The organism is Paraburkholderia sp. EG304 (genome assembly GCF_046543485.1).
GTDB lineage: Bacteria > Pseudomonadota > Gammaproteobacteria > Burkholderiales > Burkholderiaceae > Paraburkholderia > Paraburkholderia youngii.
In genome coordinates, this window is the sequence record NZ_JBKGUA010000364.1 from 1 (window position 1) to 403 (window position 403).

General features: G+C 61.3%; 1 pseudogene. It reads right to left on the reverse strand.

From position 1 onward, the window contains the following. Positions 1–335, reverse strand: a pseudogene (locus ACLFKU_RS44300) (flagellin); the annotation flags it as partial. Between the last annotated feature and the right edge of the window lie 68 nt (positions 336–403).

Consider the following 403-nt stretch of genomic DNA (forward strand, 5'->3'; position numbering starts at 1 on the left):
AGGGCCTTGCGGTCGCTGGAGGATTTGGTGGCGTTGGAGGCCTGCACGGCCAGTTCGCGGAATCGCTGCAGGTTGTTGCCGACTTCGTTCAACGAACCTTCGGCGACCTGGGCCAGCGAGATGCCATCGTTTGCATTGCGGATCGCGACATCGGTGCCGCGGATCTGGGTGCCGAAGCGCTCGGAAATCGCCAGGCCGGCGGCGTCGTCTTTTGCGCTGTTGATGCGCAGGCCCGACGACAGGCGCTGGATGGTGGTAGCGAGCGAGCTGCCGCTGGTGCTCAGGTTGCGCTGAGCGTTGAGCGACATCGTATTGGTGTTGATTACCTGTGCCATGGGTCGTCTCCCTTATTGGAATCCCGGTGGTGAAAGGAACGAAGCGCCGCCGTTTATTTGTTTTTGGC